The sequence below is a fragment of the Kitasatospora sp. NPDC088861 genome (assembly GCF_044750105.1).
In the GTDB taxonomy this organism is placed as follows: domain Bacteria; phylum Actinomycetota; class Actinomycetes; order Streptomycetales; family Streptomycetaceae; genus Kitasatospora.
The window spans coordinates 72,219-96,829 of sequence record NZ_JBIVJF010000025.1 but is presented as its reverse complement, the minus strand read 5'-3'; the positions used below and the strand labels follow the sequence as shown (position 1 = coordinate 96,829).

Here is a 24,611-nt window from a genome sequence, read left to right as displayed (position 1 = left end):
ATTCCCGCCCACAATTGAGGGGGGGCTCCGGAAGGGCGGCGAACCGATGGCGACGTACATCGCGGTGAGCGCGCTGAGCCACGAGGGCCTGGTGCGGCAGCACAACGAGGACAGCCTCACGGTCGGGCCGTGGACACTCTGCGCCACCGTGACCGGCAACCCGCAGACCCTGCTGTTCCCGCTCGGCCCGCCCTGCGTGGTCGCCGTGGCGGACGGCCTGGGCGGCCACCCCGGCGGCGAGGTCGCCAGCGCCCTGGTGGCCCGCCGGCTGGCCGCCGACGGCACCGGACTGGACGGCGAGGAGGCCGTCCGGGAGGAACTCCAGGAGTGCAACCGGGCGGTGTACGCGGCCGCCGCCGGCGAACCCGAGCTGGCCGCGATGGGCACCACGGTGGCCGGCCTGGTACTGCTGCCCGACCGGGCGGTGGCCTTCAACGTGGGCGACAGCCGGGTCTACCAGGTCACCCCGGACGGGCTGCGCCGGGTGAGCGTGGACGACAGCCCGCCGCTGCCGCCCGGCCGGCGCACCACCTCGGTGGTCACCCAGACCCTGGGCGGCTCGCTCGGACTGACCTTCGTCGAGCCGCACGTGCGCGCCGCACCGCTGGCCGCCGGCGACCGCTACCTGGTGTGCAGCGACGGCCTGACCGACCCGGTGCCGGAGGAGGAGCTGGCCGCGCTGCTCGCCCGGCCGCACGACGGCTCCGACCGCGCCGACGGGAGGGCCGCGTTCGAGCTCTGGAAGGCGGCGATCGCGGCCGGCGGGCCGGACAACATCACCCTGGCGCTGGTCCGGATCGGCGAATAGGCCCTGTCACCGACCTCCGTGGTCAGTACACCTGGCCGCCGACGGGAACGGACCCGCCCCGGCGGGGCGCCGAAGCGCTCCGCCGGGGCGGTCACCTGTCCGTGTTCGGTCGCTCGACGAGCGTCCGGTCAGAGTTCGCTCGTGACGCTCACCCCGCTGAAGCCCTGCTGGGCGTAGAGGCTGAAGTAGACGTAGCCGGCCGGCGGGTTGGTGATCGTCAGGGTCTCGGAGTTGTCCGGCCCCGCCGAGTGCGCCGTGCTGGCGTCGGTGTACGCCCAGGAGGCCGGGTTGTAGTAGAGGTCGCCGTTGCCGGTGCCGCCGCTGGTGGTGACCTTCACCTGCTTGGTGCCGGCCGGCACCAGGAGGTAGAAGTGCGCGTAGTTGCCGGTGGTCGCCGCGATGTTGCTGCGGGCGCAGTTGGCGTCCAGCTTGCGGATGTCGGTGCCGGCGCACTCCGGCAGCTGCGGCTGGGTGGGCGTGCCACCGCCGGAGGCGCAGGCGCCGTTGGCGCACGCCGTCAGCCAGCTGTCGAAGCCGGCGTCGTAGCGGGTGCCGATGGTGGTCTTGAGCAGGGTGCGGGCGCCGGCCCAGTCGCCCGCGCGGTACTTGGCGAGGACGGAGTCCAGGTCGCCGCGGTGCTGCTCCAGCATGTAGCGGACGGCGAGGTAGCCCCAGCGGTAGACCCGGTCCTGGTCACCGTAGGCGGTGTCGAAGAGGTCGCTCAGCTTGTAGGTGTGCTGGGCGGCCGCCGCGATGGCGGCGTCGTTGGTCACCTTGCGGTACGAGTACGAGATGTACTCGGCGAAGCCCTCGACCCACCAGACGGTCGGGGTGGTCATGCCGGCGTTGAAGTCGCCGTACATGTCGAACCGGCCGTCGAGGTAGTGGGTGTACTCGTGGTTGAGGTTCCAGATCTCGAACGACGGGCGGGCCCACTCGGCCTCGTAGCAGAGGAAGCGCGGCTGGTTGCCGGCCTTGGCCGGGTCGCCCTCCAGGTACATGCCGCCGTTGTTGGTGTCGATGCCGTAGATGGCCGCGGCCAGCACCTGGTAGTCCAAGGAGGAGTGGAAGACCACGACCTCGATCGTGGTGTTGCTGTCGTCCTTGACCGGACCGTTGTCGCGCACCACCGAGTGGAAGTACGCGTCCTGGCCGGTGAGGCTGGTGCAGGCGGTGCCCAGCTGGGTGTTGTCCAGCGCCTGGGCGATCAGCTTGATGCTCGGGCTGCAGGTGTAGTTGACCGTCAGCACGCCCGCCTTGAGCTGGTCGGAGGCGTTGCAGGTGCCGTAGTAGGCGCAGTTGGCGGCGTCGTAGTAGCCGACCCCGTCCGCGACCGCGGCCCACTGGTAGACGGTGCGACCGTTCGGCGCGGACTGCGCGACCAGCGACTTGGCGAGCGGACGGACCTTGGGCTGGAGCGCCGTGTCCTTCAGGAAGCGGGTCAGCTCCTTGGCCGCGTTGTAGACCAGCACGCCGAAGTCGCCGCCGAGCTGGTCGTTGTTGCGGGTCGCGAAGCCGGACAGCGCGTCCAGCACGCTCGGGTCGGCCTCGACCGCCGCGTCGAAGCCGGTCACCTGGTGGCCGCGGAACAGCACCGTGAAGACCGGGTTCACCGCCCAGGCCATGCCGGCCGGGTTCCAGGTGGCGCTGTTGTAGTCGTTCAGCAGCTGCTTGACCACCGGGAGGTAGCGGATGTTCTCCTGCGCGCTGTCGATCAGGGTGACGGCCTCGCCCAGGATGGGCGCGTTGCCCGCGGCGACGTCCCGCACGTGCGCGCCGCCGAAGAAGGCGTCCAGCCCGGAGCGGATCGCCGTCTGGAGGGCGGTGCCGTAGGTGCCGACGTCGTCCTTGTGGTACCACTGCGCGAAGTACCCGGCGCGCAGGTACAGCACCAGTTGCTCGACGGAGGTCGAGTTGTCGCCCGGGTAGCTGCCGGACGCGTCGCGCAGCGCGTACGCCACGGTGGTCATCTGCTCCTCACGGAACGCGCCCCTCGCGTCCGCGCCGGTGAGCTGGAAGAGCCCGTTGATGCACTGGATGTCGGCGGCCTTGATGTGCTGGACCAGGTCGCCGCCCGTCCGGCCGGTGAAGTCGCCGACATTGCAGGGCTGTGCGGCCGCCGCGCCGAGGGCGAAGGCCTTGGCGGTCGGCCGGGCCTCGGCCGGCCGGGTGTCGAGCGGGAGCGGGGCTCGCTGGTCGGCAGAGGCGAACTGCCGGTCGGTGTGGCCGCGTTCGGGGGCGCCGGCGGCGGGCTGCGGCGCCGGTCCGGCGGGGGTGGTGGGGGCGGACGCGCCGCCGCCGGGAGCGGCGGCGGGGGCGGCCTTGCTCTGCGGGGCGAACAGGCCGATCGTCAGGAACATGGTCAGGGCGAGTACTAACAGCCTTGCCAGCTGTGGGAGTCGCAGCAGACGCGCGGAACTCACGTGGGGGCCTCCGGGCCGTCGTCGGCCGCATTGGGGGTGCGGCCGGTGGGGTGGTGAGGACCGTTGGCGACGGCGCCTCGTGGGCGGCTCCGTCGTGCACACGGTGGGGAGTGTGACATGTACCATGGCACACATCACATGACGTTGGATAGCCCCGCTCATGTGAGCGATTGGCGGGGGAACGACGCAGGGGCCGTGATGGCGAATCGCCACCACGGCCCCTGCGTTTGGGGGTTGACGCCCCGCTCGACTACTTCCGCAGCAGCAGGATCACGCCGGCCGTCACCAGGCCGACCAGGACCGCCGCCGCGCCGTACGCCAGCCGGTGCGCGCGCAGCACCGGCAGGAAGCGGTCCACGGCGTAGCGGCCCGGGCCGGTGAGGGCGAGCGCGGCGGCACCCGCCGTGAGGAGCAGCTCGTACTCGCTGCCCTTCGGGGCGAAGAAGCCGCCGCCCCAGGTGACGGCGATCGCGTTGACCATCGTGCCGACGATCGCGGCGCCCGCCAGCGGGGTCAGCAGGCCGACGGCGAGGGCGAGTCCGCCGAGCGTCTCGGTGAGGCCCGCGACCACGGCCATGGCGTTGCCCGCCGGGTAGCCGCTCATGGTGAAGAACTGACCGGTGCCGTCGATCCCGCCGCCGCCGAACCAGCCGAACAGCTTCTGGCTGCCGTGCGCGGCCATGGTCAGGCCGAGGGCCAGGCGCAGGAGCAGGAGTCCGGCGTCGTAGGCGTGCGGGGAGGTCGTCGCGGAGTCGGGGGTCACCCGGCCCGGGAGGACGGTGGTGGTGGGGGCGGTCGTGCTCGGGCTGCTGCTCGGCATGCGCGTCTCCATCGATCGGGATCGGTCGTAGGGGTGTGGTGGCGCGGCCGGGCGGGTCGTCCCGCGGCTGTTGTTCAAATTTGAACCGGCCACTCCTCGACCGTACCTTGGAGTTCGAATTTGAACAACTGACGCATCGTGGACAACTCGCGGGCCGGACCCCGCCCGGGGCAGGGTGGAGACATGGCTCAACGCAGGCAGCACCGGCGGACCGCGAAACCCGGCACGCCCTACCCCGAGGCCCTCGCCGCCTTCGGCGAACGCGTCCGGCTGATCACCCCCCGCCAGTGGGACGCCCCCACCCCGTGCGCCGGCTGGTCCGTCCGCGAGCTCGTCAACCACCTCACCGGCGAACAGCTGTGGATCCCCGAACTGCTGATGGGCGCCACCATCTCCGAGGTCGGCGGCCGCTTCGACGGCGACGTCCTCGGCGACGACCCGGTCACCACCTGGACGGAAGCCGCCGACGCCGCCCGGGACGCCTTCGCCGTCCCCGGCGCCACCGAACTCACCGTCCACCTCTCCTTCGGGGACGTCTCCGGGCAGTACTACCTGGACCAGCTCACCACCGACCTGGTCATCCACAGCTGGGACCTCGCCGAAGCCATCGGACGGCGCACCCGGCTCCCGGCGGAACTCGTCGACTTCGCCCTCGGCGAGTTCGCCGGCTACGGGGACCTCTCCGGGAGCGGCCAGTTCGACCCGCCCCTGCCCGTCCCCGACGACGCCGGTCCGCAGACCCGCCTGCTCGCCCTCACCGGGCGGCGCGACCGGCCCTGACCTGCGGCGACCGGCGTGGTGCCGGACGCCGGATACTGGAAGGAGCGGGGGCCGCGATCCGTGCGAGAGGCGGGCACGCCATGAGCCGCAGGCCGGACATCCTCGGCGAGTTCACCGCCGACCACCGGGCGGTCACCGAGCTGCTCGACCGGATCGAGCAGGCACCCACCGGCGCCGCCGAGCGCACCGACCTGCTGGCCCGGCTGACCGACCTGCTGTTCACCCACTGCGCGGCCGAGGAGGAACACCTCTTCCCGCTCGTGCAGCACGACGTGCCGGACGGCGGGGCGCTGGTGTTCGGCAGCATCCACGAGCACCTGGCGATCGGGCAGTACCTCTCCGACCTCCAGGGGCTCGGCCCGGCCGACCCGGCCTTCGACACCCTGCTGCGCGGCCTCGCCGACACCCTGCGGCGCCACCTCGCCGTCGAGGAGAAGCAGCTCTTCCCGGCCGCCCGCAAGGCCCTGCCGGCCACCACCCGAGCCGCGCTCGGCGACCGGCTGCGGGCCGAACGCGCGGAAACCGCCGAAGACGCCGAAGACGCCGAGGCCACCGGGCCCGCCGAGGCAGGCACCGCCGAGGCAGGCACCGCCGAGGCAGGCACCGCCGAGCCGTGAGCCTCAGTTCTTCGGGCTGATCACCGCGAAGCGGCCGCCCTCCCGGTCCTGCAACCGGGCCACCCGCCCGTACGGGGAGTCGAAGGCGGCTCCCACCGCCGAACCGCCCAGCTCCACGGCCCGGGCCAGCGCCCGGTCCGCGTCCGGGACGGCGAAGGACACCTCCCAGTGCGGCGGCAGCCCCGCCGCACCGCCCGCCTGCTCCCGCGCCAGCGCGGCCACGCTGTGGCCCTCCGCCCGCAGCACCACCCGGTCGTGCTCCCAGCGGACGTCGAACCGCTCCGGGTCACGGCCGTCCCAGCGGAACACCTGCCCGTAGAACAGGGCCGCCGCGAACGGGTCCGGCGTGCGCAGCTCGATCCAGACCGGTGCGCCCGGCAGGTCCAGCCGCCGGGCCCGGCCCAGCGGGCCCTCCCAGATGCCGAACACCGCCCCGGCCGGGTCCGCCGCGAAGGCCACCCGCCCGGCGTCGAAGGCCAGCGGGCCCACCGCCAGGGTCGCGCCGCGCTCGCGCACCGCGTCGGCGGCCTCGTCCGCGCTCTCCGTACCGAAGTAGCTGGTCCACGCCACCGGCATCGCCCAGTCGCTGCCCGCGACCCCCAGCCCGGCCACCGCCTCCCCGCCGGTCACCGCGTGCAGGTACGGGCCGAAGCGGTCCGGCCCCGGCTCGAACTCCCAGCCGAGCAGCGGCCCGTAGAACGCCTTCGCCCCCTCCAGGTCCCGGGCCGTCAGGCTCACCCAGCACGGAACGGCCGCCACGCAGCGCACCTCGGCGGTCTCACCGCTGCCCATCGCGGACCTCCTCGCCACCCGGCCGCCGGGCCCCTCCCGACTCCCACGGCCCACCGGCCGCCCGGGACGCCCACAGCCTAGGCCGAAGGGCGTAGCGCGTTCCGGGAGGCATGGCCGGGATCAGCACACCCAGTTCTTGAGCGGCTCGGTGTCCAGCGAGATCCCCACCGGCTCGGGGAGGTGGACGGTCTTGCCGAACGGGAGGATCTGCGCGGTCTCGTAACGGACGCCGTCGGGCTGGCTGTGGACGGTGACCTCGGCGGAGTCGCGGTCGATCAACAGGTAGACGGGGATGCCGGCCTCCGCATAGGCCCGAGGCTTCTCGACACGGTCCCGCTGATTGGTATCGGAGTCGCAGGAGGTGACCTCGGCGACCATCAGCACGCCGCTGGTCTCGGCCCACTCCGCCGTGCCGACGAAGGCGTCTGCGTGCGCCAACGTGCCGTCCGGGCGGGCAAAACTGCCACGGTAGCCCTGGATCTTCAGCCCCTGATCGTGCAGATAGAGCTCAGGCCGAGCCTGAATGCAGATCCGCAGCAGCCACTGAATCATTCGGCCGTGGTCGCCGCCTGGCACGGGCTTGACCCCCAGCTTCCCGTTGATGAGCTCCGGCCGGATGCGTTCGGCAGTTCGAGCCAGAAGACGAGCGAACTCCTCGAACTCCTCGGGCAGCATCTGCGGGCGGTCGGAGATCGCGGTCACGGGCTTTCCTCCTTCGCCTGGGCACCCTGTGGTGCAACGAACACACCGGCAAGTGGTCACGGGCCATCTGGATTCCGACGATAGCGCCCACCGCCCGGCCCTCCCGGTCACACCAGAGCGGGTAAATGTGACCCAGGTCACATGGAAAGGCGAAATTTCCGGGGAAGGAATCCCCGTTTGGTCTTTCGTAGACAGAAGCGGGGAGAACTTCCCCGGTATCCTGAAGGAGCAGTCGCCGTGACCACCGCCGCCACCGAGCCGGTCCGACCCGTGGAGAACGTCCGTGCGCCCAAGCTGCGCGCTGACGCGACCCGCAACCGGGAGCGGATCGTCCTGGCGGCTCGCGACGCCTTCGTCGAGCACGGCGCGGACGTGCCGCTGGACGAGATCGCGAAGCGGGCCGGGGTCGGCAACGCCACGCTGTACCGGAACTTCCCGGACCGCTCGGCGCTGGTCCGCGAGGTGGCACTGCTCGTCAAGAGCCGTATCCTGGCCCTCGCCGAGACGGCGACGGTCGAGGCGGACGCCCCTGACGGCGTCCCGTTCGACGCCCTGCAGCGGTTCGCGCACGCGACCGTCGCGGAGAAGCTCGGCGCGCTCTGCCCGATGTTCACCAGCCATGTCGACCCGTTCGACCCGGACCTCACCGAGGCCCGCGAGCGTCTGACGGCCGCCGTGGGCGGTCTGATGGAGCGCGCCCGGGCGGCGGGTGAACTGCGGGCGGACGTCGACCACGGTGACCTGTTCATCGCGATCAGCCAGCTGACCCGGCCGCTGCCGGGGACGTCCTGCCAACTGCTCGACGACTTCGTCCACCGGCACCTGCAGCTGTTCCTGGACGGGCTGCGCACGCCGGCCCGTTCGGTGCTGCCCGGCCGGGCCGCGACCTTCGAGGACTTCCAACCCCACCACTGACCCACCAGCGGTACCCCGACCGACCGACCGACCCTCCGGACCAGGCCGACCACCGGCCCGCCAGGAGCCGATCCCCGCACGCCCCGCACCGACGCCCCGTACGGCGACCAGCCGTCCCCGTACGGCGGTCGACCCTTGTCGCACGCCACGCACCGTGAAGTGAGTACCCCCATGCCTGAAACCGACGCCCGACCGGCGACGCTGCCCGATCCCCGGCGCTGGAAGGCGCTGATATTCATCGGCCTCGCCCAGCTGATGGTCGTCCTGGACGCCACCATCGTGAACATCGCCCTTCCGTCCGCCCAGCGGGACCTGGGCATCTCCGACGGCAACCGCCAGTGGGTGATCACCGCCTACGCGCTGGCCTTCGGCGGCCTGCTGCTGTTCGGCGGCCGGATCGCGGACCTCTGGGGCCGCAAGCGGACCTTCGTGGTCGGCCTGGCCGGCTTCGCCCTCGCCTCCGCGCTCGGCGGCGCCGCGGCCAACACCGCGATGCTGCTCGGCGCCCGCGCCCTCCAGGGCGTGTTCGGCGCACTGCTCGCCCCGGCCGCGCTGTCGCTGCTGGCGGTGACCTTCACCGAGGCCAAGGAGCGCGCCAAGGCCTTCGGTATCTACGGCGCGATCGCCGGTGGCGGTGGCGCGATCGGCCTGATCCTCGGCGGCCTGCTGACCGAGTACATGAACTGGCGCTGGACCTTCTTCGTCAACGTCCCGTTCGCCATCGTCGCCGCCGCGGGCGCCGTCCTGGTGATCCGCGAGCCCGCCGAGGGCCGCAACCGCAACCGGCTGGACGTCCCCGGCGTGCTGCTGGTGACCACCGGCCTGGTCTCGCTGGTGTACGGCTTCACCCGCGCCGAGTCCAGCGGCTGGACGGCCGCCAGCACGCTGGCGCTGTTCGTCGCGGCCGCCGTGCTGCTGACCGCGTTCGTCCTGGTGGAGCGCCGGGTCAAGGCCCCGCTGCTGCCGCTGCGCGTGGTGCTGGACCGCAACCGCGGCGGGGTGTACCTGTCGCTCGGCCTGGCCGTGATCGGCATGTTCGGCCTGTTCCTGTTCCTGACCTACTACCTGCAGCTCGTGCGCGGCTACAGCCCGGTGCTGACCGGCGTCGCGTTCCTGCCGATGGTGGCGGGCATGATCACCGGCTCGACCCAGATCGGCGCCCGGCTGATGACCCGCGTCCCGGCGCGGTTCCTGATGGCCCCCGGCTTCCTGGTCGCCTCGATCGGCATGCTGCTGCTGAGCAACATCGGCCTGGACACCTCCTACCCGATGCTGATCCTGCCCGGCCTGGTCCTGATGGGCCTCGGCATGGGCACCGCGTTCATGCCGGCGATGAGCCTGGCCACGCACGGCGTCCAGCCGCGCGACGCGGGCGTCGCCTCGGCGATGGTCAACACCTCGCAGCAGGTCGGCGGCGCCATCGGCACCGCGCTGCTGAACACCATCGCGGCCAGTGCCACCACCAGTTGGCTGGCCTCGCACGCGGCCGCCGCGGCGGCCGCGTCGCCGGCCGCCGCCCAGACCCTGCAGTTCCAGGGCATGGTGCACGGCTTCACGACCGCGATCTGGGTGTCCTTCGGGATCCTGGTGGCGGCCTCCGCGATCGCCTTCACCCTCGTGAACGCCGGTCGCCCGGACGCGGCGTCGGCGTCGGGTGCCGGTGCGGCGAAGAACGACGAGGTGCCGGTGCTGGTGCACTGACGCCTGCGGGTTGCTCGGGTGCGTACGCGGCCCGTCCGGTGTCCCCTTCCTGGGGCTCCGGGCGGGCCGCTCGCCGTTCCGGGTCGACGGTTCCGGGGTCGACGGTTCCGGGGTCGGCCATTCGGGGTCTGGATCACAGCGACCCCGGGTAGAAGTGGGGACCGCTCCCCGATTATGGTGGCCCCAGCGAGAAGCGGGGAACTATCCCCACTTCCTTCCGACCGAGGTGCGTGCACATGACCCGGAATCAGAACCCAGGACGGGGGCGGCGGGCCGTCGACTGGGCGGACGGCCGGCTGGGGATCCACACCCTGGCCAGGGCCAACCTGCGCAAGATCTTCCCGGACCACTGGTCCTTCATGCTGGGCGAGATCTGCCTGTACACCTTCCTGATCATCATCCTGACCGGCGTCTGGCTGACCCTGTTCTTCAAGCCCTCCATGGGCGAGGTGATCTACGACGGCTCGTACGTGCCGCTCAAGGGCGTGCCCATGTCGCAGGCCTACGCCTCGACGGTGGACATCAGCTTCGAGGTCCGCGGCGGGCTGCTGATCCGGCAGATCCACCACTGGGCCGCCGTGGTCTTCGTCGCGGCCATGTTCGTGCACATGATGCGGGTCTTCTTCACCGGCGCGTTCCGCAAGCCGCGCGAGGTCAACTGGGTCTTCGGCTTCCTGCTGCTCTTCCTCGGCATGCTGGACGGCTTCTTCGGCTACTCGCTCCCGGACGACCTGCTCTCCGGCACCGGCATCCGGTTCATCGAGGGCGTGCTGCTGGCCATCCCGCTGGTCGGCACCTACCTCCAGATGTTCCTGTTCGGCGGCGAGTTCCCCGGGCACGACATCATCCCGCGGTTCTTCACCGTCCACGTGCTGCTCGTGCCCGGCATCATGCTCGGCCTGCTGGTGGCGCACCTGATCCTGGTCTTCTACCACAAGCACACCCAGTGGGCGGGCCCGGGCAAGACCGAGAAGAACGTCGTCGGCATGCCGCTGATGCCGGTCTACATGGCCAAGGCCGGCGGGTTCTTCTTCCTGGTCTTCGGCATCGTCGCGCTGATGTCCGCCGTCGCCACCATCAACCCGATCTGGGCGTACGGCCCGTACCGCCCCGACCAGGTCTCCACCGACGCCCAGCCCGACTGGTACATGGGCTTCGCCGAGGGCCTGATCCGGGTGATGCCCGGCTGGGAGGTCGGGCTCTGGGGGCACACCCTCAACCTCGGCGTGCTGATCCCGTTCACGCTGTTCCCGGTGATCCTCGGCGCGATCGCGGTCCACCCGTTCGTCGAGAGCTGGGTGACCGACGACAAGCGTGAACACCACCTGCTGGACCGGCCGCGCAACGCGCCCGTCCGCACCGCGCTCGGCGCCGCCTGGATCAGCCTCTACCTGGTGATGCTGGCCGGCGGCGGCAACGACCTCATCGCCACCCATCTGCACCTGTCGCTCGACACCATCACCTACGCGGTGCGGATCGGCTTCTTCGCCGTCCCGGTGGCCGTCTTCGTCATCACCAAGCGCTGGTGCCTCGGCCTCCAGCGCCGCGACCGCGACAAGGTGCTGCACGGACGCGAGACCGGCGTCGTCAAGCGCCTGCCGCACGGCGAGTTCACCGAGGTGCACGCCGGGCTCGCGCCCGCCGAACTGCACCGGCTCACCGCACACGAGCAGCCCCGCCCCCTCGAACTGCCGGCCCCCGTCGACGAGAATGGAGTCGCCCGGAGCGCGGGCGTGCTCACCCGCACCCGCGCCCGGCTGTCCCGCGGATTCCACGGCGAACACGCCCGGATCGCCAAGCCCACCGCCGAGGAGTACCGCGAGATCACCGAGGGCCACGGGCACTGACCCACGGCCCCGGTCCCCACGCCAGAGGGAGGACAGATGCACGACCGATCCGACCAGCTCGCCGACAACAGATACCTCCTGCTCACCACCTTCGGCGAGGACGGCACCCGCCAGGACTCGCAGATCTGGGTGGTGCCCGACGGCACGGCGCTCGGCGTCTGGACCCCGGCCCACTCCGGCGAGGCCGAACGGATCCGGCGCCACCCCCGGGTGCTGGTCGGCCCGTGCGACTCCCACGGGCGCCCGACCGGGCGGCCGGTGCCGGCCCGCGCACGGCTCTGCGACCCGGACGACACCGCCCGCTACCGCACCTCGCTGATCAACAAGTACGGCCTGACGGCGCTGATCGCCCTGGCCCGCAGCCGGTTCCGGGTCGGACTGGCCGGGACGGTCGGCATCCGGATCACGCTCAACGAGCTGGAGCAGCGGCTGGTCGGGCCCGAGTGGCAGCTGCCGACGACGTACTGCGTCAACTGACCCCGTCGGGCCACCTGATGACGCCGGGGGCAGGACCGGGCACGGACCGGCCCGGCCCCCGGCGCCGTTCGCGTGGTGAAGCGTTCGCGCTGCCGGGGAGCGCTGTCAGGGCCCGTCGTCCGGCGCCTTCGCCAGGTCCCCGGGTTCGCACGCCTCCCGGCCCGTCGCCACGTGCACGACCCTGACCGCCCGGTCGGGGCCGCCGGGCACGACCTGCTGTTCGTGCCCGCAGCGCGGGCAGATCAGCGGGATGCGCGGACGGTGCTCCCGGCCGCCGGCGTGGCCGCCGTCCGGGTGCGGGGCGCTCACGTCAACGGGTGGGTCGGGACCGGGCTGACCTCCTGGATCTCGCCGTGGGCCTTGGTGAGCAGCTGCGAGGCCAGGTCGTTGAGGGCTCTGGCCCCCGCGATCTCCTCGCCGACCCGCAGCTGTTCCGGGTCCGAGGGGTGGCGGCTGCTGTAGCCGTGGGCCCGTAGTTCCCTGCCGTCGCGCAGCCGCAGCATGGCCGCGGCGGTCGTGCGCGGGCCGTCCTCGCGGAACTCCATCTCGATGTGCCAACCGACCAGAGTCTGCATGGCGGATCACCTCCATCGGTTACTCCTCCAGAGTGCGCCGCACCCACCGTGAACACCAGGGCAGGCGGACCGGGGGCGAGTTGAACGCGTTCAACTCTGCGGCGTAGAGTCGTCGACGACCAAGATTTGAACGCGTTCAAGGAGGCGCTTCCGGCATGGGCAAGGGCACGACGGAGCTGGTGAACCTGCTGGTCCTGCTCGGTATGGGCGCCGTCGTCCCGCTCGGCCTCGCCCTGATCGGCGAACCCGGCCTCGCCCGCGTCCGCCGGCTCTGGCCGCTCGCCGCCGTCCCCGGCGCGCTCTCGCTCTGGCTCCCGCGCGGCGGCCTCGCCACCGGCAGCGCCGCCCTCTACGCGCTCGGCACCCTGGCCGTCGCCCTCCACGCACCGCTGCGGCTGCGCCGGACCCGCTCGCTCGCGCCCGCCGAACTCGCCGTCCTCACCGCGCTCGCCGCCCCGGCGGTGGCCGGCACCGCCCTGGTCGCCGAGCGCTCCGGCTACCCGCTGTTCGACTTCGAACCACACGTCCTGGCGCTGACCGTCCCGCACTTCCACTACGCCGGATTCACCGCCGCCCTCGTCGCCGGGCTGGTCTGCCGCAGCACCCGGGCGGGTTCCGGCGCCGCCCGCTGCGCCGCGCTCAGCGTGCCGGCCGGGACGCTGCTGGTGCTCGCCGGGTACTTCCTCGGCACCTGGGTCCAGTTCGCCGGGGCCTGCGTGCTCACCACCGGGATGTGGCTGGTCGGCCTGGTCACCTGGCGCGACCTGCGGCCGCGCGCCGCCGACCCGGTCACCGCCCGGCTGCTCACCGCCTCCTCGGCCGTCCTCGCCCTCACCATGCTGCTCGCCCTGTGGTGGGCCCTCGGCCAGGCGTCCGGGCTCCCCCACCCCACCCTGGCCTGGATGGCCGCCACCCACGGCGTCGGCAACGCGCTCGGCTTCGCGCTCTGCTCGCTGCTCGCCTGGCGCCGGATCACCACCGCGGAGGACCACCGATGACCGACCTCAGCTACCCGGAGCAGGGCGCCAGCGCCACCGGCCACCTGCCCGGCGGGTACCGCCACCTGCGCCACCGGGCGCTCGTCGGCCGGGGCCGCCCCGCCCTGGAGGTGGCCGGGGCCGCCCTGCTCGGCTGGCGGATGCACCGGCTGGCCGGCGTGCGGATCGACGCCGACGCGGACCAGGCCGCCCCCGGCGTCGCCGTGCACTGCGCGATCGGCGTCGGCCCGCTCCGGGCCGGCGCCCCCAACCGGGTGCTGGCCACCGTCGACGGCCCGGACCGGTACGGCTTCACCTACGGCACCCGGGCCGGCCATCTGGCCCGCGGCGAGGAGACGTTCCTGGTCGAACTGGAGGCGGACGGGGCGGTCTGGTTCAGCGTGACCGCCTTCAGCCGTCCGGTCGCCCGGTACGCCCGGCTGGCGGGGCCGCTGCTGCCGCTCGCGCAACGGGCCTTCGCCCGGCGCTGCGGCCGGGTCCTGGCCCGGATCGCGGCGGACGCGGGGTAACGCCTTGGCCCGACGGGCGGGCCGTCCGACATGATCACCCGGTGATGCGCACACAGTCGGCCCCCGACGTCACCGCGGGGCAGCCGTGACCAGCTTCCTGACCCACCGGGCCCGGGTGCACGACGAGCGGCTGCCGGCGCGCCGCCGGTTCAACGCCCTGCGGACCTGCCTGACCTGCTTCGCGCCGTACGGCTTCCGGGCCACCTACCACCACCTCACGCTCAGCGCCCGGATGCCCCGGCTGCTGGAGGCCGACCCGGACTCGCTGGTGCGGGCCGTGGAGGAACTGCACGAGGCACGGGTCCTGTGGCTGGCCGGGGCGCAGGAGTACGCGGCGCGGCGCCGGGCGGAGAAGCGGGCCGGGCGGCGGCAACCGCCCGAGCCGGTGTGGTGGAACCGCCCCTGGTGGGGCGCACCGGACGCGGCCTGGCGGGCGGACCCCTTCCTCCACCCGCCGCTGCGGCTGCCCGACTACGTCCGTCGGCAGAACGCGCTGCTGGACGGCGCCGAACTGCCCGGCTGCCCGGCCTGCGGGGACGAGGAGCCGGTGCTGTCGCGCTCGACCGGCCACGGCCTGGCCGAACTCTGCCGGACCTGCGCCTGGGTGCGGCAGCCGTGCCCCTGCGGACGGTGGCACAGCTTCGAGCCCGCCCTGCGGGTCGGCTGGAACCGCATCTGGCAACGGCAGCACCTGATCGGCGACGCCACGCCGAACCCGCGCTGGCCCGGCGTGCAGGGGCCGGCCCGGGTCGAGCGGCTGGCGGTGTACGAGGTCTCCCGCCCGTGGGGTTTCCGCTCCGCACGGTGTGTGGCGCCCGGGCGCTGAACCGGCGCGGGCAGCTGCCGGCAGAGGCGGCCACCGGCGCGCGGCCGCGGAATACCCCGTCGGGGCGCGCGGTTGTCGCGAGCACGTGATCGGTAGCGCCGCCTCCGGAAGGGAAGGAATCGCGAGATGAGCAGCACGGTCGAGCTGACCAAGGAGAACTTCGACGACATCGTCCCTGGTCCGGAGGGCCAGGACTTCGTCCTCATCGACTTCTGGGCCGGGTGGTGCGGGCCGTGCCGCCAGTTCGCCCCGGTGTACGAGAAGGCGGCCGAGCGCCACACGGACCTCGTCTTCGCCAAGGTGGACACCGAGGCGCAGGTGGAGCTGGCCGCCGCGTTCGGGATCCAGTCGATCCCCACGCTGGCGATCATCCGTGAGGGCGTGCTCGTCTTCTCGCAGGCCGGTGCGCTGCCGGAGTCGGTGTTCGAGGACCTGATCGGCCAGGCCAGGAAGCTGGACATGGCCGAGGTGAAGCGCAAGGTGGCGCAGGAGCAGGCGGCCGGGGGCCAGGCCTGACCCGCCCGGGCGTCCGGGCGTCCGTTCGTCCGAGGGCCCGGGGAGTCACGCTCCCCGGGCCCGGCCGCTCGGAAATCCGGACGAAGTCCGGCCGGGGTCGGTCCTAGAGTCGTCCGCGACGGAGATCCCGCCCGACCGCGAGGAGCGACCCACCATGAGCACGTTCGTACTGGTCCCCGGTTTCTGGCTCGGCGCCTGGGCCTGGGACGAGGTCGCCGCGCCGCTGCGCGCCGCCGGGCACACCGTCCACCCCGTGACCCTGCCCGGGCTGGCGGAGCGCGCGGGCGAGGCCGAGCCGATCGGGCTGGCGGAGCACATCGCCGCGCTGGCCGACCTGCTGGTCCGCGAGGACCTTTGGGAGGTGGTGCTGGTCGCGCACAGCGGTGCCTGCGCCCCGGCCGGCGGTATCGCGGACCGGATGCCGGAGCGGATCCGCCGGGTGGTCTACCTGGACAGCGGCCCGATGATCGACGGCGGTTCGCTGTACGACCTCTGGCAGCCCGACCACCGTGCGGCGGCCGATGCCTCGGTGGTCGACGGCCGCCTCCCGATGCCCTCCTGGGCCGACCTCGCCGCCGACGGCGCCGACGTGGAGGGCCTGGACGAGGCCGCGCTCGCCCGGATCCGCGAGCGGGCCACCCCGCACCCGGCCGGGGCGTACCGGGACCGGCTGCGGCTGACGGGCGCCTCGGCCGCGCTGCCGCAGGCGCTGGTGACCTGTTCCTTCCCGCTCGCCCAGGTGCAGGCGATGATCACGGCCGGGCACCCGTGGTTCGCCGGGCTCGACGGGCCGAACTGGGAGCTGCGCGAACTGCCCACCGGGCACTGGCCGATGTTCTCCCGCCCGGCCGACACGGCGGCGGTGCTGGCCGAGCTCGCGGCGCTCTGACCCGCCCTCGGCTCCCACCCGCCCTCGACTCGGGCCCGTCGGCGGGTTCGACTGCGCGAAGCCCCGCCGGCGTCGCAGGATGGGCACGGCGCCGGGCACGCGGCCCGGCGCCCGTCCGGCCGGGGGCCGGATCCCACGGGAAGGCGAGCCCCTGCGGATGCACGCGGAGCGCGAGAAGTGGCCGCCGGAGGCCGTTCGGGTCAGGCTCGGGTACGAGACGAACGGCAGCCGCGGGCCGACCTCCCGGAAGGTCGCCCTCACCGGCGCGCCGGCCGACGCCCGGCGCGCCCGGCTGCTCGACGTCCGCGACCACATGCCCGTCACCCTGGCCCTGCGGGCCGGGGTGGCCATCGACACCACGGAGGACCGGGTATGACCAGCAGCGCCGAGGAGTACGACGTCATCGTCCTGGGGGGCGGCCCGACCGGCGAGAACGTCGCCGACCGGACGGCCTCCGCCGGGCTGCGCACGGTGGTCGTTGAGGCCGAACTGGTCGGCGGCGAGTGCTCGTACTGGGCCTGCATGCCGAGCAAGGCGCTGCTGCGCCCGGTGGCCGCGCTGGCCGAGGCCCGCGCGGTGGCGGGCTCCCGGGAGGCGGTCGGCGGCAGGCGGCTGGACCCGGCCGCGGTGCTGGCCCGGCGGGACTCCTTCACCTCGCACTGGAACGACGACGGCCAGGTGCAGTGGCTGCGGGACGCCGGCATCGAGCTGGTGCGCGGCCACGGCCGGCTGGCGGGCGTGCGGACCGTCACCGTGGAGGCCGAGGACGGCACCGAACGGGTGCTCACCGCCCGGCACGCCGTAGCCGTGTGCACCGGCAGCCGTCCCGTGCTGCCCACGGGCGTGCCGGGGCTGGCGGAGGCCCACCCGTGGACCAACCGGGAGGCGACCGCCGCTCCGGCCGTGCCCGGGCGGCTGGCGGTGGTCGGCGGCGGCGTGGTCGGGGTGGAGCTCGCGACCGCCTGGCGGGCGCTCGGCTCCGAGGTGGTGCTGCTGGTGCGCGGCGACCACCTGCTGCCGCGGATGGAACCGTTCGCGGGCGAGCTGGTCGCGGAGGGCCTGCGCGAGGCCGGGGTGGACCTCCGGTTCGGGACGGAGGCCACCGCGCTGGAGCGGGCGGACGGCGCCGGGCCGGTGGTCCTGACGCTCGGTGGCGGCGAGCGGCTGACCGTGGACGAGGTGTTGTACGCGACCGGACGGGCCCCGCGCACCGCCGACGTCGGGTTGGAGCAGGTCGGGCTGAAGCCGGGCGGCTGGCTGGAGGTGGACGACAGCTGCACCGTGCTCGGCGTCGACGGCGAGTGGCTGTACGCCGCCGGGGACGTCAACCACCGGGCGCTGCTCACCCACCAGGGCAAGTACCAGGCCCGGATCACGGGCGCGGCGATCGTGGCCCGCGCCCAGGGGCGTGCGCTGGACACCTCCCGCTGGGGCGCGCACGCCGCGTCGGCCGACAGCGCGGGCGCGCCGCAGGTCGTGTTCACCCATCCGGAGGTCGCCGCCGTCGGACTGACCCTGGCGGCGGCCGAAGGGGCCGGTCTGCGGGTCAAGGCCGTCGACCACGACTTCGGCGCCGTCGCCGGGGCCTCGCTGTACGGCGACCACTACCGCGGCCGGGCCCGGGTGGTCTTCGACCTGGACCGCGAGGTGCTGGTCGGCGCCTGCCTGGTCGGCCCCGGGGTCGCCGAACTGCTGCACTCGGCGACCGTCGCCGTGGTCGGCGAGGTACCGATCGACCGGCTCTGGCACGCCGTGCCCTCCTACCCGACGATCAGCGAGGTGTGGCTGCGGCTGCTGGAGGGCTGCCGGGGGTGAGCCGGGCGGGTGAGCCGGACGCACGGGTGAGCCGGACGCACGGGCCTTCCTGGTGAGCGGGCCTTCCGGGTGATCGGGCGCGGCGAGATGTGGCCACCGGTGGACGGCGGGACACTGGGCGCCGGGGGCCGTCCCGGGGGGCCGTACTCGTCACCAGGTGGTGTGGGGCATGACCGAAGTGCTGTTGGCCGTCGGAACCGAGAAGGGCCTCTTTCTCGGCCGCAGCCGCGACCGGCTGGACTGGGAGTTCAGCGGGCCGCACTTCCGGATGAACGCGATCTACTCCGTCTCCATCGACCGCCGCGACGGCCGCACCCGGTTGCTGGTCGGCGCCGACAGCAGCCACTGGGGGCCTTCCGTCTGGCGCTCCGACGACCTCGGCGCCACCTGGTACGAGCCGCCGCGGCCGGCGATCCGCTTCCCCGAAGCCACCGGCGCCTCGCTCACCAGGGTCTGGCAGCTCCAGCCGGCCGGCCCGGAGGCCCCCGGCGTCGTCTACGCGGGCACCGAGCCCGCCGCGCTGTTCCGCTCCGAGGACGGCGGCGAGACCTTCCGCCTGGTCGAGTCGCTCTGGAACCACCCGCACCGGACCGACTGGGGCGCCGGCTACGGCGGCCAGGGCCTGCACACCGTCGTCACCGACCCCCGCGACCCGCAGCGGCTGCTGGTCGCCGTCTCCACCGGCGGCGTCTACCGCAGCAAGGACGGCGGCGACAGCTGGGAGCCCGCCAACACCGGTCTGCGCGCCGAGTTCCTCCCGGAGGAGGGCCAGTACCCCGAGTTCGGCCAGTGCGTGCACAAGATCGCCCCCGACCCCGTCGACCCCGACCGGCTGTACCTGCAGAACCACGGCGGTGTCTACCGCAGCGACGACTGGGGCGCGAGCTGGCGCTCCGTCGCCGACGGACTGCCCGCCGCGTTCGGCTTCGCCGTCGCCTCCCACCCGCGCCGGGGCGACACCGCCTACCTGTTCCCGCTCGGCGGCGCGGACGACCGCATCCCGCCCGACCGCCGTTGCCGGGTCTTCCGCACCACCGACGGCGGCACCAGCTGGCAACCGCTCGCCGACGGCCTGCCCGGCGAGGACCACTACGGCATCGTGCTGCGCGACGCGCTGCGCACCGACGACGCCGAACCGGCCGGGATCTACTTCGGCAACCGGACCGGCGACGTCTACGGCAGCCACGACGAGGGCGAGAGCTGGTTGTTGCTGACTTCCCACCTGCCGGACGTGCTCTGCGTCCGCGCCGCGGTGGTGGCCTGACAATTCGGTTGCCCCCGGGAGCGCTCTCGTCGACCATGACAGCGGACGAACGACCGTACGAATGGGGCTTGGTGTGACCGAGACGGATTTGATGATCGGGCGTAACGGCGAGGGCGTACCGGTGGTGCGCTACCTCCCGGGCGAGCGGGAGGGCCGGCCCTGGGCCGACCTGCTGGAGGTGGTGGACGAGACCGGCGGCATCGACCCGGTGGAGTTCGTGCGCACCGAGATGGCCGGGTGGGTGGTCTCCGGGACGCCCGAGTTCGGCCTCGCCCTGCTGGAGCACGGCGCCACCGTGCTCCGGCACGCCCACGCCATGCGGCGCGACCTGGTCGCCGACCCGCCGCCCGCCGACTGGACCGGGGCCCCGCTGCGCGGCGGCCTGCGGGCCGTGCCCTGCGACCGCGCGCCCGAGGACCTGTTCGAGGCCTGGCGGGCCGCGTTCGCCCCGGGGCACCCGGACCACTTCGCGGGCGACGACCGGCAGGCGCTGGCGGAACGGATCGCCCCGCTGCTCGCCGGCGAGGTCATCGGGCCGGTGCTGCCGTCCAGCCTGCTCGCCGTGGACGCGCAGGACCGGGTGGTGGCCGGGATCGTCCTCACCGACCGCGGCGGCCTGCCGTGGATCGCCGACGTCTTCCGGCACCCGGAGCTCGGCTACCGGGGCCTCGGCGCGGACCTGCTGCGCCGCGCCCTCGCCGACGCCGCCGAACGCGGGCTCGTCGAGGTGCAGTTGGCCGTCACCGACGGCAACCCGGCCCGCCGGCTCTACGAGTCCCTGGGCTTCGAGCTGCTGAGCACCGCGCTGACCGTGATCGTGCCGGAGAAGGGCTGACGGCCACCGGGCCCTGTCCGGCCGGTCTCGGGGGATCGGCCCGCGATCGGCCGGACAGGGCCTACGGCCGGGCCAGCTCCAGGACGGCTATCCCGGCCAACACGGTGAGGCTGGCGCTCAGCCGCAGACGGCCGAGCCGCTCGCGGAACACCACGGTGGCGATCAGGGCGGCGATCACGATGCTCGTCTCGCGCAGCGCCGCGATCGTCGCCAAGTCCCCCCGGGACTGCGCCCACACCACCAGGCCGTAGGCCGTCAGCGAGAGCACGCCTCCCGCGATCCCCACCGGCACCACCTTGCCGACCCCGGTCAGCAGCGAACGGCCGCGCCGGGCCCAGGCGATCAGCGCGAGCGTCGGCCCCTGCAACAGGAACAGCCAGGCCACATAACCGCCGACCGTCCCGGCGTGCCGGACGCCGCTGCCGTCCAGCACCGTGTAGACGGCGATCATCACGCCCGTCCCGGCGGCGGCCCCGAGCGCGGGCAGTTGCGCCCGCCCCGGGACGCCCTTGGCGAAGGCCAGCCCGATCAGGCCGCAGGAGATCACCACCACGCCCAGCAGCTCGCCCGCGCCCGGGTGCTGACCGAGCACGGTGGCCGACAGCAGGGCCACCAGCAGCGGCGCCGAGCCGCGCGCGATCGGGTACATCTGCCCGAAGTCGCCCAGCTGGTAGGCGCGTAGCAGCAGGACCGTCGACGTCGTCTGGACGGCGACCGAGGCCAGCAGGTACGGCCAGGACGAGGCCGCCGGCAGCGGGTTGAGCAGCACCAGGACGAGCGCGCACGCGGTGTAGGTCAGGTTGATCAGCGCGAAGCCGACCAGCTTGTCCGCGATCCGGTGGGCCAGGCCGTTCCAGACAGCGTGCAGCCCGGCCGCGGCGAGCACGGCCACCGGCACGGCCGGCACGATCTCGGACATGGCGAAGCTCCCCTCCGACGGCCTTCCGGCGATCCGGCACGGCCTGGAACCAAATTCCACGCTACCCTAGCGCCATGGAAGGACATTCCGACATGACGCCCCTGGAGTCCCAGCTCGCCGCGCGGATCCGGGCCCGGCTCGGCGACCTGCGCGGCGCCGAGGCGCGGGTGGCCGAGGTGGTGCTCGACCGGGGCGCCGGCCTGGTGCACCTGAGCGTCAGCGACGTCGCCGCACTGGCCGGCACCGCCCCCTCCTCCGTGGTCCGGGCCTGCCAGCGGCTCGGCTTCCGCGGCTACCAGGAGCTGAAGATCGCCGCCGCCCGGCACTCCCCCGCCACGGCCCCGGCCCCCGCCGACGACGCGCGCGACCCGGCCGCCCGGGCCCTCGCCGACACCCTGCGGGCCGCCCGCGCGGCCCTGGACGGGATCACCGCCACGCTCACCGCCGACGACCTGCGGGCGGCCGCCGAGGTGCTGGCCGGCTCCGGCCAGGTGGTACTGGTCGGCTCCGGACTGTCCGGCGCGGTGGTGCTCGACCTCGCCTACCGGCTGCGCGCGCTCGGCCTGCGCGTCGACGCCCCCGCCGACCCGCTCACCGCCCAGCTGGCCGCCGCCCAGCTCCCGCCCGGCGGCGTCTGCTTCGCGGTCAGCCACGGCGGCGCCACTCCGCTGGTGATCGACGCCGCGCGCCGGGCCCGGGCGGCCGGGGCGGCCGTGGTCGCACTCACCAGCTACGCCCGCTCACCGCTCACCGAGACGGCCACCCACACCCTGGTCGCGGGCGGGCAGGACCTGGTCTTCGGCCTGGAGACCACGGCCAGCCGGCTCGCCCACCTGGCCGCCGTCGACGCGCTGGCCCAGACCCTGCTGGCGCTGCGCGGGCGACCCGCCGAACAGGCCCTCGGCCTCTCGGCGGACATCACCGCGGACCACACGTACTGACCGCGGCGGGCGTCCGGCGGCGACGGCAGCCCGGAGCCGTCGGAGGCGCTGTGTAGGCTCGCGGGCATGGCGAGGGTGACACGGGACGATGTGGCGCGGGTGGCGGGGACGTCCACGGCGGTCGTGAGTTATGTGATCAACGACGGGCCGCGGCCGGTGGCGCCCGCGACCCGGGCGCGGGTGCTCGCGGCGGTCGAGGAGCTCGGCTACCGCCCCAACCGGGTCGCCCAGGCGATGGCACGGCGGCGGACCAACCTGCTCGGCATGGTCGTGCCGGACGCCCGCCAGCCGTTCTTCGCCGGGCTCGCGCACGCCGTCGAGCAGGCCGCCGCCGACCACGGCCGGCTCCTGCTGATCGGCAACTCCGACTACGTGGACGAGCGCGAGGCGCACTACATCCGCGCGTTCCTCGGCATGCAGGTCGACGGGCTGATCCTGGTCACCCAGGACCCGGCCACCCCCGGGCTCACCGGCTTCGACGTGGGCGACGGCACCTCGGTCGTGCTGCTGCACCACCGGGCGGAGACCGCCGACGGCGTCGCGGTGGTGGCGGACGACGAGGGCGGCGCCCGCGAGGTGGTCCGGCACCTGCTCGGGCACGGCCACGCCGAGGTGCACTGCTTCGGCGGCACCCTCGCGCTCAGCCCGCACGACCCGGTCACCGGGCGGACGGCCGGCTGGGCCGCCGCGCTGGCCGAGGCCGGGCTGGCGACCGAGGGGCGGCTGGTGCCGGCGCCGTTCGACCGCGTCCGGGCGCACGCCGAGGCGCTCGCCCTGCTGGCCCGGCCCGACCGGCCGTCCGCCGTGTTCTGCACGACCGACGACCAGGCGATCGGCCTGCTGCGGGCCGCCGACGACCTGGGCATCCGGGTGCCGGAGCAGCTCGCGGTGGCCGGTTTCGACGACATCGCCGAGGCGGTGATCGCCGGCCCGGCGCTGACCACCGTCGCGACCGCGCAGGACGAGATGGCCCGCGCCGCGGTGGACCTGGTCCTCGGCGGGGCCGAGCGGCGCTCCACCGGCGCGCGGACCTTCCCGGCCCGGCTGGTGCTGCGACGCACCTGCGGGTGCCCGGCGCCGGAGCGGGCGACCGCGGGCGCAGCCGCGATCTGACTCCGCGTCACGCGCGCTCCGGTTCGGTCGAGGCGCTGCCGGGCCGCCCACCACCGCGCGGGCGCACCGGTCAGCGGAGTTCGTCCGCGAGGAGGTCCATCAGCAGGTTGTCGTGCCAGGTGCCGTCCGGACCGCGCTCGTACTGGCGCATGGTGCCGACGGAGCGGAAGCCGACCTTCGCGTAGCAGCGGATCGCGGCCGTGTTGTCGGCCGCCGGATCGATGATCAGCCGGTGGTAGTGGTGGTGGTCGACGAGGTGGCGGGCCAGCGTGCGGACGGCGTCGGCGCCGAGGCCGACGCCGTGGACCTCCGGGTCGAGGTAGATGTCGATGCCGGCGTGCCGGTACTCGTCGTCGTTGTTGGCGTACCACTGGATGGCGCCGACGATCTTCCCGCCCACCTCGACGGCGAGGGTCTCGGTGTCGGGCTCCTCCAGGTCGCTGGCGACGGCGTCGGCGAGGTCGTCACCGCCCCGCCAACGGGCGAACACCTCGGGCGTGCCGCGGATGGCCGCGAGCGCCGGGATGTCGTCGGTGTCGGCGGTGCGGAGGGTCACCAGGGTGCCGTGCAGAATCGTCCCCATATGGGGCATGTTGGCACGGAAACAGGCATCCGGCGAGCTGTTTTCCGGTATTCCCCGCGATCGACCGCACCCCCTCCGAGCAGCGACGATGCTCCACCGCGAAGCACTCGCCGAGAGCGGGCCCCGGGGCGGGGCCAAGGCCCGCCCGCGGCCGGGGCTCAGGCCTCCGGTTCACCCAGCGGGCCGAGCCACACGGCCGTGACCCCGCTGACGTAGCGGGCGCCGCAGTGGTCGTCGGGGACGACGAGCTGCGGGCCGACGGCGTCCAGCGGGGCGCCGTCCATGCTGGTGGCCAGCAGGATCCGCTGGCCGCCGAAGTCGGGATCGATCTCGGCCCAGGAGACGACGGCCCGGTGGCCGTCCGCGCCGCTGACCGACAGCAGGAAGCGCAGCCGCTGCTTGCGGCCGGAGAAGTCGATCCGGGGCCGGGCCGCGCACAGCACGTCCCAGAGCGCGGGCCCCTCGTAGTCGTGCCGCTGCTCGCCCTCGGCCAGGCAGTCGAAGCTGACCTCGACGCGGTGCGCGGGGAGGGCGCGCAGCTGGTCGACCGACAGCTCGGCGGGCCGGTCGAAGTGGCCGTGCAACCGGACGGTGGGGCTCGACGGGGTCATGGCGTTCCCTCCTCCCGGGCCGCGCCGCCGCGACCCGGGAGGGGGTTACCCGAGGGAGGGCCCGGGCATTCGCAGCTGCGGCACCGAAAGGATGATTTCAGCGGTATCTGCGATGGGTGAAGCCGCTTTCCGCCAGCAGCTGCGATGGCACGGGCGGGCATGTCCGAGGAGACGGCTCGACGCGCCCCGCACCGGCGGAAGCCGATCGAAGCCGGCGGAAACCGCTGGAAGCAGCACCGCAATCGGGCGGACGACTGGTTCCGCACACCCGCCGAGGGGCCCACGCTGGATGATCCGACAAGAAGAATCACTGCCGCATGACTTGCATTTACGAT

At 73.7% G+C, this 24,611-nt stretch carries 26 protein-coding genes and 1 pseudogene; 18 read left to right on the top strand and 9 right to left on the bottom strand.

Annotated features, from left to right (window positions below; genetic code table 11):
• Positions 1-46: 46 nt before the first annotated feature.
• Positions 47-808 carry a protein phosphatase 2C domain-containing protein gene (locus ACIP37_RS30315; protein ID WP_363585628.1) on the top strand — a complete coding sequence of 254 codons (762 nt, stop codon included), beginning with the start codon at positions 47-49 and terminating at the stop codon, positions 806-808.
• A 128-nt stretch (positions 809-936) separates the two neighbouring features.
• Here the strand turns inward: ACIP37_RS30315 and ACIP37_RS30310 are convergent, their stop codons facing one another.
• Entirely contained in the window at positions 937-3,168 is a 2,232-nt protein-coding gene (locus ACIP37_RS30310; protein ID WP_363585629.1) for a M9 family metallopeptidase, read from the bottom strand.
• 313 nt (positions 3,169-3,481) lie between these two features.
• Positions 3,482-4,051 carry a DoxX family protein gene (locus ACIP37_RS30305; protein ID WP_363585630.1) on the bottom strand — a complete coding sequence of 190 codons (570 nt, stop codon included), beginning with the start codon at positions 4,049-4,051 and terminating at the stop codon, positions 3,482-3,484.
• Between the two features lie 183 nt (positions 4,052-4,234).
• Here ACIP37_RS30305 and ACIP37_RS30300 point away from each other — a divergent pair, with 183 nt between their 5' ends.
• Both ACIP37_RS30300 and ACIP37_RS30295 read left to right on the top strand, forming a co-directional pair.
• A complete protein-coding gene (locus ACIP37_RS30300; RefSeq protein WP_400811448.1) occupies positions 4,235-4,831 on the top strand; it encodes a TIGR03086 family metal-binding protein in 597 nt (198 codons plus the stop codon).
• Between the two features lie 80 nt (positions 4,832-4,911).
• On the top strand, positions 4,912-5,448 hold the full coding sequence (locus ACIP37_RS30295) for a hemerythrin domain-containing protein (protein WP_400811446.1): 537 nt from the start codon (positions 4,912-4,914) through the stop codon (positions 5,446-5,448).
• A gap of 3 nt (positions 5,449-5,451) precedes the next feature.
• On the opposite strand, the gene ACIP37_RS30290 is transcribed toward ACIP37_RS30295, so the two are convergent.
• Both ACIP37_RS30290 and ACIP37_RS30285 read right to left on the bottom strand, forming a co-directional pair.
• On the bottom strand, positions 5,452-6,240 hold the full coding sequence (locus tag ACIP37_RS30290; protein ID WP_363585633.1) for a VOC family protein: 789 nt from the start codon (positions 6,238-6,240) through the stop codon (positions 5,452-5,454).
• A 120-nt stretch (positions 6,241-6,360) separates the two neighbouring features.
• Entirely contained in the window at positions 6,361-6,942 is a 582-nt protein-coding gene (locus ACIP37_RS30285) for a Uma2 family endonuclease (RefSeq protein ID WP_400811444.1), read from the bottom strand.
• Positions 6,943-7,179: 237 nt separating this feature from the next.
• On the opposite strand from ACIP37_RS30285, the gene ACIP37_RS30280 reads away from it, so the two are divergent.
• The 4 genes from ACIP37_RS30280 to ACIP37_RS30265 all read left to right on the top strand — a co-directional run bounded on the left by ACIP37_RS30280 (position 7,180) and on the right by ACIP37_RS30265 (position 11,882).
• The gene (locus ACIP37_RS30280) at positions 7,180-7,857 is read left to right on the top strand and encodes a TetR/AcrR family transcriptional regulator (protein WP_363631384.1); all 678 of its coding nucleotides are present in this window, start codon (positions 7,180-7,182) and stop codon (positions 7,855-7,857) included.
• Between the two features lie 171 nt (positions 7,858-8,028).
• Positions 8,029-9,558 carry an MFS transporter gene (locus ACIP37_RS30275; protein ID WP_363585636.1) on the top strand — a complete coding sequence of 510 codons (1,530 nt, stop codon included), beginning with the start codon at positions 8,029-8,031 and terminating at the stop codon, positions 9,556-9,558.
• Positions 9,559-9,794: 236 nt separating this feature from the next.
• Positions 9,795-11,405: a cytochrome bc complex cytochrome b subunit gene (locus tag ACIP37_RS30270; RefSeq protein WP_363631386.1), complete on the top strand. Its 1,611-nt coding sequence runs from the start codon at positions 9,795-9,797 to the stop codon at positions 11,403-11,405.
• Between the two features lie 36 nt (positions 11,406-11,441).
• The gene (locus tag ACIP37_RS30265; protein WP_363585638.1) at positions 11,442-11,882 is read left to right on the top strand and encodes a PPOX class F420-dependent oxidoreductase; all 441 of its coding nucleotides are present in this window, start codon (positions 11,442-11,444) and stop codon (positions 11,880-11,882) included.
• Positions 11,883-11,987: 105 nt separating this feature from the next.
• Here the strand turns inward: ACIP37_RS30265 and ACIP37_RS30260 are convergent, their stop codons facing one another.
• On the bottom strand, positions 11,988-12,191 hold the full coding sequence (locus tag ACIP37_RS30260) for a hypothetical protein (protein ID WP_363585639.1): 204 nt from the start codon (positions 12,189-12,191) through the stop codon (positions 11,988-11,990).
• A complete protein-coding gene (locus tag ACIP37_RS30255) occupies positions 12,188-12,457 on the bottom strand; it encodes a DUF1876 domain-containing protein (protein WP_063346968.1) in 270 nt (89 codons plus the stop codon). Before ACIP37_RS30255 ends, ACIP37_RS30260 begins: the two co-directional genes overlap by 4 nt.
• Before the next feature lie 155 nt (positions 12,458-12,612).
• Between ACIP37_RS30255 and ACIP37_RS30250 the strand changes: the two genes are divergently transcribed.
• The 9 genes and pseudogenes from ACIP37_RS30250 to ACIP37_RS30210 all read left to right on the top strand — a co-directional run bounded on the left by ACIP37_RS30250 (position 12,613) and on the right by ACIP37_RS30210 (position 20,109).
• Complete coding sequence (locus tag ACIP37_RS30250; RefSeq protein ID WP_363631387.1) at positions 12,613-13,455, top strand: YndJ family protein; 843 nt, start codon at positions 12,613-12,615, stop codon at positions 13,453-13,455.
• Positions 13,452-13,964 (top strand): DUF1990 domain-containing protein, encoded by a 513-nt coding sequence (locus ACIP37_RS30245; protein WP_363631389.1) that lies wholly within the window; start codon positions 13,452-13,454, stop codon positions 13,962-13,964. Before ACIP37_RS30250 ends, ACIP37_RS30245 begins: the two co-directional genes overlap by 4 nt.
• 85 nt (positions 13,965-14,049) lie before the next feature.
• Entirely contained in the window at positions 14,050-14,790 is a 741-nt protein-coding gene (locus tag ACIP37_RS30240) for a hypothetical protein (protein WP_363631391.1), read from the top strand.
• Positions 14,791-14,904: 114 nt separating this feature from the next.
• Positions 14,905-15,306 (top strand): annotated as a pseudogene (locus tag ACIP37_RS30235) (thioredoxin family protein); the annotation flags it as partial.
• Positions 15,307-15,460: 154 nt separating this feature from the next.
• Positions 15,461-16,195: an alpha/beta hydrolase gene (locus ACIP37_RS30230; RefSeq protein WP_363631392.1), complete on the top strand. Its 735-nt coding sequence runs from the start codon at positions 15,461-15,463 to the stop codon at positions 16,193-16,195.
• Between the two features lie 157 nt (positions 16,196-16,352).
• Entirely contained in the window at positions 16,353-16,571 is a 219-nt protein-coding gene (locus tag ACIP37_RS30225; protein ID WP_400844800.1) for a hypothetical protein, read from the top strand.
• Positions 16,568-18,010, top strand: coding sequence for an NAD(P)/FAD-dependent oxidoreductase (locus ACIP37_RS30220; RefSeq protein WP_363585645.1), 1,443 nt, complete (start codon positions 16,568-16,570; stop codon positions 18,008-18,010). Before ACIP37_RS30225 ends, ACIP37_RS30220 begins: the two co-directional genes overlap by 4 nt.
• Before the next feature lie 169 nt (positions 18,011-18,179).
• Positions 18,180-19,274, top strand: a complete 1,095-nt coding sequence (locus ACIP37_RS30215) for a WD40/YVTN/BNR-like repeat-containing protein (protein WP_400811431.1) — start codon at positions 18,180-18,182, stop codon at positions 19,272-19,274.
• Between the two features lie 73 nt (positions 19,275-19,347).
• Positions 19,348-20,109, top strand: a complete 762-nt coding sequence (locus ACIP37_RS30210; RefSeq protein WP_363585647.1) for a GNAT family N-acetyltransferase — start codon at positions 19,348-19,350, stop codon at positions 20,107-20,109.
• Positions 20,110-20,170: 61 nt separating this feature from the next.
• On the opposite strand, the gene ACIP37_RS30205 is transcribed toward ACIP37_RS30210, so the two are convergent.
• Positions 20,171-21,028: an EamA family transporter gene (locus ACIP37_RS30205; protein ID WP_400811429.1), complete on the bottom strand. Its 858-nt coding sequence runs from the start codon at positions 21,026-21,028 to the stop codon at positions 20,171-20,173.
• A 74-nt stretch (positions 21,029-21,102) separates the two neighbouring features.
• Between ACIP37_RS30205 and ACIP37_RS30200 the strand changes: the two genes are divergently transcribed.
• Positions 21,103-21,969: a MurR/RpiR family transcriptional regulator gene (locus tag ACIP37_RS30200; protein WP_400811427.1), complete on the top strand. Its 867-nt coding sequence runs from the start codon at positions 21,103-21,105 to the stop codon at positions 21,967-21,969.
• A 66-nt stretch (positions 21,970-22,035) separates the two neighbouring features.
• Complete coding sequence (locus tag ACIP37_RS30195; RefSeq protein ID WP_063346980.1) at positions 22,036-23,082, top strand: LacI family DNA-binding transcriptional regulator; 1,047 nt, start codon at positions 22,036-22,038, stop codon at positions 23,080-23,082.
• A gap of 70 nt (positions 23,083-23,152) precedes the next feature.
• Here the strand turns inward: ACIP37_RS30195 and ACIP37_RS30190 are convergent, their stop codons facing one another.
• Together ACIP37_RS30190 and ACIP37_RS30185 are read right to left on the bottom strand one after the other, a co-directional pair.
• Positions 23,153-23,665, bottom strand: coding sequence for a GNAT family protein (locus tag ACIP37_RS30190; protein ID WP_363631401.1), 513 nt, complete (start codon positions 23,663-23,665; stop codon positions 23,153-23,155).
• 158 nt (positions 23,666-23,823) lie between these two features.
• Entirely contained in the window at positions 23,824-24,276 is a 453-nt protein-coding gene (locus tag ACIP37_RS30185; RefSeq protein WP_400811424.1) for a molybdopterin-dependent oxidoreductase, read from the bottom strand.
• Between the last annotated feature and the right edge of the window lie 335 nt (positions 24,277-24,611).

Coding starts and splice junctions, on each gene's coding strand:
- ACIP37_RS30230 (WP_363631392.1), top strand. CDS start 15,461: ATGAGCACGTTCGTACTGGTCCCCGGTTTCTGGCTCGGCGCCTGGGCC.
- ACIP37_RS30300 (WP_400811448.1), top strand. CDS start 4,235: ATGGCTCAACGCAGGCAGCACCGGCGGACCGCGAAACCCGGCACGCCC.
- ACIP37_RS30195 (WP_063346980.1), top strand. CDS start 22,036: ATGGCGAGGGTGACACGGGACGATGTGGCGCGGGTGGCGGGGACGTCC.
- ACIP37_RS30290 (WP_363585633.1), bottom strand. CDS start 6,240: ATGGGCAGCGGTGAGACCGCCGAGGTGCGCTGCGTGGCGGCCGTTCCG.
- ACIP37_RS30305 (WP_363585630.1), bottom strand. CDS start 4,051: ATGCCGAGCAGCAGCCCGAGCACGACCGCCCCCACCACCACCGTCCTC.
- ACIP37_RS30220 (WP_363585645.1), top strand. CDS start 16,568: ATGACCAGCAGCGCCGAGGAGTACGACGTCATCGTCCTGGGGGGCGGC.
- ACIP37_RS30185 (WP_400811424.1), bottom strand. CDS start 24,276: ATGACCCCGTCGAGCCCCACCGTCCGGTTGCACGGCCACTTCGACCGG.
- ACIP37_RS30270 (WP_363631386.1), top strand. CDS start 9,795: ATGACCCGGAATCAGAACCCAGGACGGGGGCGGCGGGCCGTCGACTGG.
- ACIP37_RS30225 (WP_400844800.1), top strand. CDS start 16,353: ATGCACGCGGAGCGCGAGAAGTGGCCGCCGGAGGCCGTTCGGGTCAGG.
- ACIP37_RS30190 (WP_363631401.1), bottom strand. CDS start 23,665: ATGGGGACGATTCTGCACGGCACCCTGGTGACCCTCCGCACCGCCGAC.
- ACIP37_RS30250 (WP_363631387.1), top strand. CDS start 12,613: ATGGGCAAGGGCACGACGGAGCTGGTGAACCTGCTGGTCCTGCTCGGT.
- ACIP37_RS30315 (WP_363585628.1), top strand. CDS start 47: ATGGCGACGTACATCGCGGTGAGCGCGCTGAGCCACGAGGGCCTGGTG.
- ACIP37_RS30205 (WP_400811429.1), bottom strand. CDS start 21,028: ATGTCCGAGATCGTGCCGGCCGTGCCGGTGGCCGTGCTCGCCGCGGCC.
- ACIP37_RS30265 (WP_363585638.1), top strand. CDS start 11,442: ATGCACGACCGATCCGACCAGCTCGCCGACAACAGATACCTCCTGCTC.
- ACIP37_RS30245 (WP_363631389.1), top strand. CDS start 13,452: ATGACCGACCTCAGCTACCCGGAGCAGGGCGCCAGCGCCACCGGCCAC.
- ACIP37_RS30255 (WP_063346968.1), bottom strand. CDS start 12,457: ATGCAGACTCTGGTCGGTTGGCACATCGAGATGGAGTTCCGCGAGGAC.
- ACIP37_RS30295 (WP_400811446.1), top strand. CDS start 4,912: ATGAGCCGCAGGCCGGACATCCTCGGCGAGTTCACCGCCGACCACCGG.
- ACIP37_RS30275 (WP_363585636.1), top strand. CDS start 8,029: ATGCCTGAAACCGACGCCCGACCGGCGACGCTGCCCGATCCCCGGCGC.
- ACIP37_RS30215 (WP_400811431.1), top strand. CDS start 18,180: ATGACCGAAGTGCTGTTGGCCGTCGGAACCGAGAAGGGCCTCTTTCTC.
- ACIP37_RS30310 (WP_363585629.1), bottom strand. CDS start 3,168: ATGTTCCTGACGATCGGCCTGTTCGCCCCGCAGAGCAAGGCCGCCCCC.
- ACIP37_RS30200 (WP_400811427.1), top strand. CDS start 21,103: ATGGAAGGACATTCCGACATGACGCCCCTGGAGTCCCAGCTCGCCGCG.